Annotated in this window: 9 protein-coding genes and 1 pseudogene; 3 read left to right on the forward strand and 7 right to left on the reverse strand. The window is 65.1% G+C overall.

Annotated elements, in window-relative coordinates:
- Positions 1 to 7 precede the first annotated feature (7 nt).
- From ASG77_RS12560 to ASG77_RS21395, 5 genes are all read right to left on the reverse strand, one after another.
- Complete coding sequence (locus tag ASG77_RS12560) at positions 8 to 679, reverse strand: TIGR00730 family Rossman fold protein (protein ID WP_235564498.1); 672 nt, start codon at positions 677 to 679, stop codon at positions 8 to 10.
- 2 nt (positions 680 to 681) lie between these two features.
- Positions 682 to 1,410, reverse strand: coding sequence for an ABC transporter ATP-binding protein (locus ASG77_RS12565; RefSeq protein WP_056345951.1), 729 nt, complete (start codon positions 1,408 to 1,410; stop codon positions 682 to 684).
- Positions 1,407 to 2,486 (reverse strand): ABC transporter permease, encoded by a 1,080-nt coding sequence (locus ASG77_RS12570; RefSeq protein ID WP_162254941.1) that lies wholly within the window; start codon positions 2,484 to 2,486, stop codon positions 1,407 to 1,409. The genes ASG77_RS12565 and ASG77_RS12570 overlap by 4 nt, the downstream gene beginning before the upstream one ends.
- 70 nt (positions 2,487 to 2,556) lie before the next feature.
- Positions 2,557 to 3,228, reverse strand: coding sequence for a methyltransferase family protein (locus ASG77_RS12575; protein ID WP_056345990.1), 672 nt, complete (start codon positions 3,226 to 3,228; stop codon positions 2,557 to 2,559).
- Complete coding sequence (locus ASG77_RS21395; protein ID WP_082576012.1) at positions 3,218 to 3,526, reverse strand: DUF2933 domain-containing protein; 309 nt, start codon at positions 3,524 to 3,526, stop codon at positions 3,218 to 3,220. Before ASG77_RS21395 ends, ASG77_RS12575 begins: the two co-directional genes overlap by 11 nt.
- Positions 3,527 to 3,749: 223 nt before the next feature.
- Between ASG77_RS21395 and ASG77_RS12580 the strand changes: the two genes are divergently transcribed.
- Positions 3,750 to 4,094 carry a heavy-metal-associated domain-containing protein gene (locus ASG77_RS12580; RefSeq protein ID WP_056345955.1) on the forward strand — a complete coding sequence of 115 codons (345 nt, stop codon included), beginning with the start codon at positions 3,750 to 3,752 and terminating at the stop codon, positions 4,092 to 4,094.
- Between the two features lie 70 nt (positions 4,095 to 4,164).
- Here ASG77_RS12580 and ASG77_RS12585 read toward each other — a convergent pair whose 3' ends face one another.
- Both ASG77_RS12585 and ASG77_RS12590 read right to left on the reverse strand, forming a co-directional pair.
- On the reverse strand, positions 4,165 to 4,470 hold the full coding sequence (locus ASG77_RS12585) for a hypothetical protein (RefSeq protein ID WP_235564500.1): 306 nt from the start codon (positions 4,468 to 4,470) through the stop codon (positions 4,165 to 4,167).
- Between the two features lie 178 nt (positions 4,471 to 4,648).
- Positions 4,649 to 5,095 carry a universal stress protein gene (locus tag ASG77_RS12590; protein ID WP_056345959.1) on the reverse strand — a complete coding sequence of 149 codons (447 nt, stop codon included), beginning with the start codon at positions 5,093 to 5,095 and terminating at the stop codon, positions 4,649 to 4,651.
- Positions 5,096 to 5,333: 238 nt separating this feature from the next.
- Here ASG77_RS12590 and ASG77_RS12595 point away from each other — a divergent pair, with 238 nt between their 5' ends.
- Together ASG77_RS12595 and ASG77_RS12600 are read left to right on the forward strand one after the other, a co-directional pair.
- Positions 5,334 to 5,810 carry a hypothetical protein gene (locus tag ASG77_RS12595; RefSeq protein WP_056345961.1) on the forward strand — a complete coding sequence of 159 codons (477 nt, stop codon included), beginning with the start codon at positions 5,334 to 5,336 and terminating at the stop codon, positions 5,808 to 5,810.
- A 278-nt stretch (positions 5,811 to 6,088) separates the two neighbouring features.
- Positions 6,089 to 6,424, forward strand: a pseudogene (locus tag ASG77_RS12600) (DUF305 domain-containing protein); the annotation flags it as partial.

Consider the following 6,424-nt stretch of genomic DNA (forward strand, 5'->3'; position numbering starts at 1 on the left):
TCCGGGTTCAAAGGGCGAGCTGGCGCAGGTGGCAGTGCTGGATCAGTTCAATGGCTTCGTCGATGTCATCGGTCACCCGCAGGAGCCCCAAGTCATTGGCGGCGACGAATCCCTGGTCCCGGAGGTGGTCGCGGATCCAATCCATAAGCCCTGACCAGTGGTCGGTGCCGATCAGGACCACAGGGAATTCGTGGATTTTTCCGGTCTGGACGAGGGTGAGGGCTTCAAAAAGTTCATCCAGGGTGCCGAACCCGCCGGGCAGCACCACAAAGGCCGAAGCGTAGCGGATGAACATGAGCTTCCGGGCGAAGAAGTACCGGAAGGACATGGACACATTAAGGTAGGGGTTCAGCGACTGTTCGCGCGGAAGTTCGATGCCAAGGCCAACCGAGGCGCCTCCGGCTTCAAGGGCGCCGCGGTTGGCCGCTTCCATCAGGCCCGGGCCTCCGCCGGTGATCACCGCGAAACCGGCGCCGGCCAGGCGTGAGCCCAGGGCCTGTGCTGCCTGATAGCGGGGATCGGCCGGGCCCGGGCGTGCGGACCCGAAGACGGTAACAGCCTTCCCAAGCCTGCCCGAAAACAGACGGAAGCCGGCACCGATCTCGGCCGCGATCCGTTCCATCCGGGCCGGGTCTTCGGCCGGGTCGGCCAGGGCTGCGAGCAGTTCCTCATCTGTCATTTTCATGACGATCCCGCCCTGGCGTGCATGCGGCAGTTCTGGTTGTGCTCCCCGTCTTCTTCAGTGGTGAGGCGGCCGTCCTCGATGGTGATGACCCGTTTCGCGGCTGTCCGGAGCCGCTGGTCATGGCTGACGATGATGACCGCGCGGTTTTCCCGGCACGCCGTTTCACACAGCAGCAAAGTCACGTCCTGACCGGTCCTGGCGTCCAGATTCGCGGTGGGTTCATCGGCGAGGATCAGCCGGGGGTCATTCGCCAGGGACCGGGCGATGGCGACGCGTTGTTTTTCCCCGCCGGACAGATCCCGGGGAAGGTTTCTGAGCCGGTGCCCGAGCTTGAGCTGCTCCAAGGCCGCCCGGGCTTTGGCCCGAGCCGGCTTGCGGTGCATCCCTGCCGTGAGCAGGGGCACCATGACGTTTTCCTCCGCGGTCAGCGCTGAGAGCAGGTTGAAGGTCTGGAAGACGAAGCCGAATTCGCGCAGCCGCAGCCGGGACAATTGGGCCGGTGCGAGGGTGGAGGTGTCCTGCCCGGAAATGAGGATCCGCCCCGTCGTGGGAGACATGAGGGTGCCGATCATGGACAGAAGGGTGGTTTTGCCGGACCCCGAAGGTCCCATCACGAGCACAATGTCCCCGGCCTCCACCTCGAGGGACACATGGTCCACGGCGGTCACGGCGGTGTGGCCGGAGCTGAAGGTCTTGGACACGTCCTGGACGGAGACGACGCTCATGCCCGGAACACTTCGGCCGGGTCGATGCGGGCCAGCCGCCGGACCGGCAACAGTGAGGACACCACGGCCATCACCATCGTCACGGCGAAAATCCAGGCAGCATCAAGCCACCGGATTTCGGTGATGAATTCCGGGACATAGTTCCCCGCCACTGCGTTGATGGCAAGGGCCAGGGCCGCCCCGAGGGCGTATCCGAGCACGGCTGCGGTGACGGCCTGTTCCACCACGACGGTGTAGAGCTGGCGGTTGCTGACCCCGATGGCTTTCAGGACCCCGTATTCACGGGCTTTTTCGATAGTGGAGGTGAAGATGGTCAGGCCGATAACCGTCATGCCCACGGCGATCCCGATCAGCAGCAGGACCAGGATGATGGGCAGGAACGTGTCCCGGACAATGTTTGTGTTGTTTTCCACAAACCTGTCCTTCGTGATCGCATCCACCGCCGGATCCGCTTCAATCCGTGACGCGACGTCCCCTGCGGCCGCACCGTCTTCGACCGTGACGAGGAAGAAGTTGGTGGCGCCGGGAAGCTGGAGGATGCTTTCGGCGTCTTCCTTCGTCGCGAAGGCAAAGGAGAAGCTGAGGATGTATCCGCCTTCGGAATAGCCGGCGACTTTCAGCGTCCTGCCGGCGATCGGGATGGTGTCTCCGATCCGGATGTTCTCGCTGCGTGCCACCACCCGGTCAATGATGATCTCGCCCTCGCCGGGAACGGCTTTGCCCTCGACGACCCGGGCCGGTGCGCCGACGTTGTTCTCTACGTCGTCGGCGATGACGTAGAGGTTGATGTCCTTGCCGTTGTGCGCGAAGGCGACGCGGCGGCCGCTGAACGGTTTGGCGCTGGCGACCCCCTCAACACCGTTCAGGAAGTCCCGCACTGTCAGGGGCAGTACCGAGGGGGTGTGGAACATATCGGTCGCCCCGGTCTGGGTGATCCAGTAGTCTGCGGGCACCGTGCGGATGTATTCGCCGATCTTGTTGCTCCAGCCCTGGTACAGGCCCTGGATGCTCATGATCAGCAGCACACTGAACGCGACCCCGCCGACGCTGATGAGCAGCCGGGTCTTTTCCTGCACCAGGTTCTTTATCGCCAGGAACAGCATGGTGCCGGACCGGTCTCCGCGTTCCTGCCCGGCCGCCGGCCCATCACGGGCCCTTTTGCAGTGTCTGCCCCGCGTCCGGTGACCGGTGTCCGATGCGGGGGACGAATCCGGGAACCTGCCGGCGGTACGCCGCGTAGGCTACGCCAAACTCCGCGTCCATCGCCCGTTCCTCCCGCCGGGCCAGGCGGAGGTAAACGATGACCAGGACCGGGAACATCAGCAGGGTCAGGAGGGTGGGCCACTGCAACAGGAAGCCGGCCATGATGATCAGGAACCCCACGTACTGGGGATGCCGGATCCAGGCATACGGGCCCGTGACCGCCAGGCGGTGGTCCCGCTGGGCCGCGAACAGAACCTGCCAGGACAGGTACAGCAGGATGAACCCTGCCGCGATCAGCAGGTTGCTCAGAAGGTGAAGCGGGCTCAGGTGCGGGTCACCCTGCCACCCTGCCAGGTCCTGCCACAAGTGGCCCGTGTTGTGGCTCAGCAGATCCCCGCCGGGTATCCGGTCACCCAACCAGCCGGAGAGCAGGTAGATGGTTAGCGGGAAGCCGTACATTTCGGTGAACAGCGCCACGATGAAGGCTGAGAACCCGCCCAGCGCCCGCCAGTCCAGTTTCGTCCTGGGCCGGACAAAACTGAACGCGAAAATGATGAACACCGCCGAATTGATGATCACCAGCCACCACAGGTCATACCCGTAGTCAGTGGACATGGCCGGTACCTCCTCCGGTCCCGGGGCGTCCGGGCGCTTCCCCGCCATCCTGCCCGCCGTGCCCCCGATGCGAGCTTCCGTGTCCTCCATGGCTTCCATGCCCGAACATACAGAAGCCCATCACCAGCACCACACCCAGATAAGGCAGCGCATCCAGGACATGGAGCCAGTGGTTAGTGATCAGATAGACCGCCGCCGCCGCGATGAGGACGATCAGCAGCGTCTGGGTCCACGGCTGGAAAGGGTCGCCCGCTGGCCCGGGTGGTACAGGACGGCGCGAATCGGGGAGGCTGCTCATGCACCTGATCTTCCGGCCGCGGAGCCCGCCGGGATAGGGCCCAATGGCCCGGTCCACCACCGTTGTGGGGTTTTCCTCCGACAATAACCCCTTGCGCAAATATACCCCTAGGGGGTATATTGCTGGTGTTGTCAGTGACGTGGTTTGTCCAGGCCCCCGAAGCCATTACAGCCGTTCATCCCCAACAGTCCCTTTTGCATCCCTCTTCCGAAGGAAAACTGACATGTGTGGAACCAGCGAATCACGGACCCAACTTCCTCTGGCCTCCGCTGCACAGCATGGTTGCGGCTGTTGCTCCCCGGCCGCGGACACCCGGGCCGGAGCTGCAGCCGCGGCCCAGCCGCAGGTGCAGGGCTCCGGTGCGCAGTACGCCCTGGAAGGACTGACCTGCGGGCACTGTGTCCAGACCGTTGAAAAGGCCGTGTCCGGCGTATCAGGAGTACAGTCCGCAACCGTGGACCTGGTCCCTGGCGGCACGTCCCGGCTCAACGTCACCGGCACCGCGGACCCGAATGCCCTGGCAGAGGCAGTCCGGTCCTCCGGCTACGCCCTGGCCGGTGCGAACTAGTCGTTCACCCTCCAGCAGGAACGGGGAGTCCCGCTTCCCGGGTCTCCCCGCCCCTGGCCCGATGCGAGTGTCAGTGACCAGGATCGGTGTGGTCGTCGGTATGGTCCACGGTGGGTACGGGGCCCGGGACCTCGGTCCCCGTGCCGCTGATGGCCGGACCAATGACGAACGCCGACACGGAGAACATGGCGGCGAAGACCAGCAGGCCAAGGGCCGGCGCAGCCCAACTGCCAAACCGGTGGTAGAGCCGGACCAGCATGGGAATCGAGGCAAGGAGCCCCAGCGCGCCGAACAGTGCAGTGCCGCCGGATCCTGCGACCAGCGCGGTCCCGGCGAGCAGCCCGATATGGTGCAGGACGTGCGGCAGGAGCCCCATGATTAGACCGACCGCACCGACAAGGGTGTGCCACAGCGCGTGAAACCTGCCCCGGAGGGTATTTGCTGGCGGAACTGCGCCCTGCTGGCCAGAGGCTGCCGACGGATGATGCGAGGAATGCTCCGCTGTCACGCTGCTGCTTCCACGGCCCGGAAGTCCGGTCCCGTCCTCGGACGGCTCATTCCCCGTCACCATGCCGGGCCCGGACGACGAGCACCGGGGAGGGCGAATGATGAACCAGCTGGGCCGATACCGAGCCGAGCAGCAACCCGGTGAATCCTCCCAGCCCCCGGGATCCCACAACGACCAGATCAGCCTTCTCAGCCGCCTGGAGGAGCACGGAGGCCGCGCCGCCCTGGACAACCTCACCGTTTACGAGGACCCCAGTGCTGTCCACCCGCTTCAGCGTCTCCTCCTGCAGCCGACGGGCGGCCTGGGAAAAGACCTCAGGGTCCTGGACCAGACCTTCCATCCCGACCGTCACCGTCGGGAACTGCCACGCCGTCACCGCCTGAACTTCTCCGTTGCGCCGCCGCGCCTCATCCACCGCCCATTCCAAAGCGACGCGCGAGGGAGCAGAACCATCCACTCCCACCACGATCCTGAACACACCGTTCCCGCTCATAAACACCGCCCTTCCACACATTCTCCGCCATGTTGCCCTTAGTGTTTCCCCACCTGCTCTGCCCTGCAAGGGCCGAAGTACCCTACTGCCGGGAGCAGCGGCACACGGGACGGTGGAAACAGAACCTGCCGGCGGATCGTTGGGAGGGGTGAGGACCATGCCGCCCGGCCGGTAGCCTTGAGATAGAAAGAATGGCAACGTTCAACAGCACGCCCGGAACACAAGGGAGGAGCACCGTATGACCGGACAAGCACACGCCCCCGCGATCGCGGTCCTCCACCGGGCGGGCCTCCTCGCAGCCGTCCTGGCCCTTATTGCCGGGATTTTCGGCATGCATGTCATGACCACCACCCATGCCATGCACTCACCGGCCACAGCGGCAGCCGCTGTCAGCGCCCATCACAATTCATCCCCTGCCGGCCACACCGGAGAACATGCTCAAGGGCGGTCTTCTGCCCCGGACAAGCCCGGGGTCCAGGACGAGACAAGTGCCCGGACCGTGCAGTGTAGGGACTCGGGCAACTGCACCAGCATGCAGGCCATGACCGAGGCTTGTACCCCGTCGGCAAAGACCGGCTCCCTGGCAGCACCGCTGCCCGGCATCGGAATCATCGCCCGGAGCACCAACACCGGGGCCCTCACCACGACCAGCGCGCGGTGGTCCTATCTTCCCGGCAGCCCTTCGCCGGGCGAGCTCTGCATCAGCCGAACGTAAGACAGGGCCAGCGCTGTGACCTGACCGGCGCCCGTCTCCGTCCGACGCTTCCCCTGCGGACCCGTCCGGCGCATCACTGATGCACGCACTCCCATCGCGCCCACGCGCCCCCTGATGTCTTGAAGGACTTGAATACCAATGATGAACAAGAAATTTCTGACCCTTTCCGCCACCGCCATCGCCGCGGCACTCGCCCTCGCCGGATGCTCAACCGGGACACCCGGATCCTCCGCCACCTCCAGCTCCGCCTCGACCGGCAGTTCCATGCCGGGCATGGNCGCCGCGGCACTCGCCCTCGCCGGATGCTCAACCGGGACACCCGGATCCTCCGCCACCTCCAGCTCCGCCTCGACCGGCAGTTCCATGCCGGGCATGGACCACGGCCCGGGCATGATGTCCAGCAGTGCACCGGCTGCCGCGGACGAACACAACGCGGCCGACACCATGTTCGCCCAGGGAATGATTCCGCACCACGAACAGGCCGTGGAAATGAGCGAGATGATGCTCCAAAAGAAAGACATCCCCGCGTCGGTCACTGACCTGGCCACCAAAATCAAGGCAGCCCAGGCACCGGAGATCGAAACGATGACGGGCTGGCTGAAGAGCTGGAACGA

The organism is Arthrobacter sp. Soil762 (assembly GCF_001428335.1).
In the GTDB taxonomy this organism is placed as follows: Bacteria; Actinomycetota; Actinomycetes; order Actinomycetales; family Micrococcaceae; genus Arthrobacter.

Coding starts and splice junctions, on each gene's coding strand:
- ASG77_RS12560 (WP_235564498.1), bottom strand. CDS start 679: ATGACAGATGAGGAACTGCTCGCAGCCCTGGCCGACCCGGCCGAAGAC.
- ASG77_RS12595 (WP_056345961.1), top strand. CDS start 5,334: ATGACCGGACAAGCACACGCCCCCGCGATCGCGGTCCTCCACCGGGCG.
- ASG77_RS12590 (WP_056345959.1), bottom strand. CDS start 5,095: ATGAGCGGGAACGGTGTGTTCAGGATCGTGGTGGGAGTGGATGGTTCT.
- ASG77_RS12580 (WP_056345955.1), top strand. CDS start 3,750: ATGTGTGGAACCAGCGAATCACGGACCCAACTTCCTCTGGCCTCCGCT.
- ASG77_RS12565 (WP_056345951.1), bottom strand. CDS start 1,410: ATGAGCGTCGTCTCCGTCCAGGACGTGTCCAAGACCTTCAGCTCCGGC.
- ASG77_RS21395 (WP_082576012.1), bottom strand. CDS start 3,526: ATGAGCAGCCTCCCCGATTCGCGCCGTCCTGTACCACCCGGGCCAGCG.
- ASG77_RS12575 (WP_056345990.1), bottom strand. CDS start 3,228: ATGTCCACTGACTACGGGTATGACCTGTGGTGGCTGGTGATCATCAAT.
- ASG77_RS12585 (WP_235564500.1), bottom strand. CDS start 4,470: ATGGGGCTCCTGCCGCACGTCCTGCACCATATCGGGCTGCTCGCCGGG.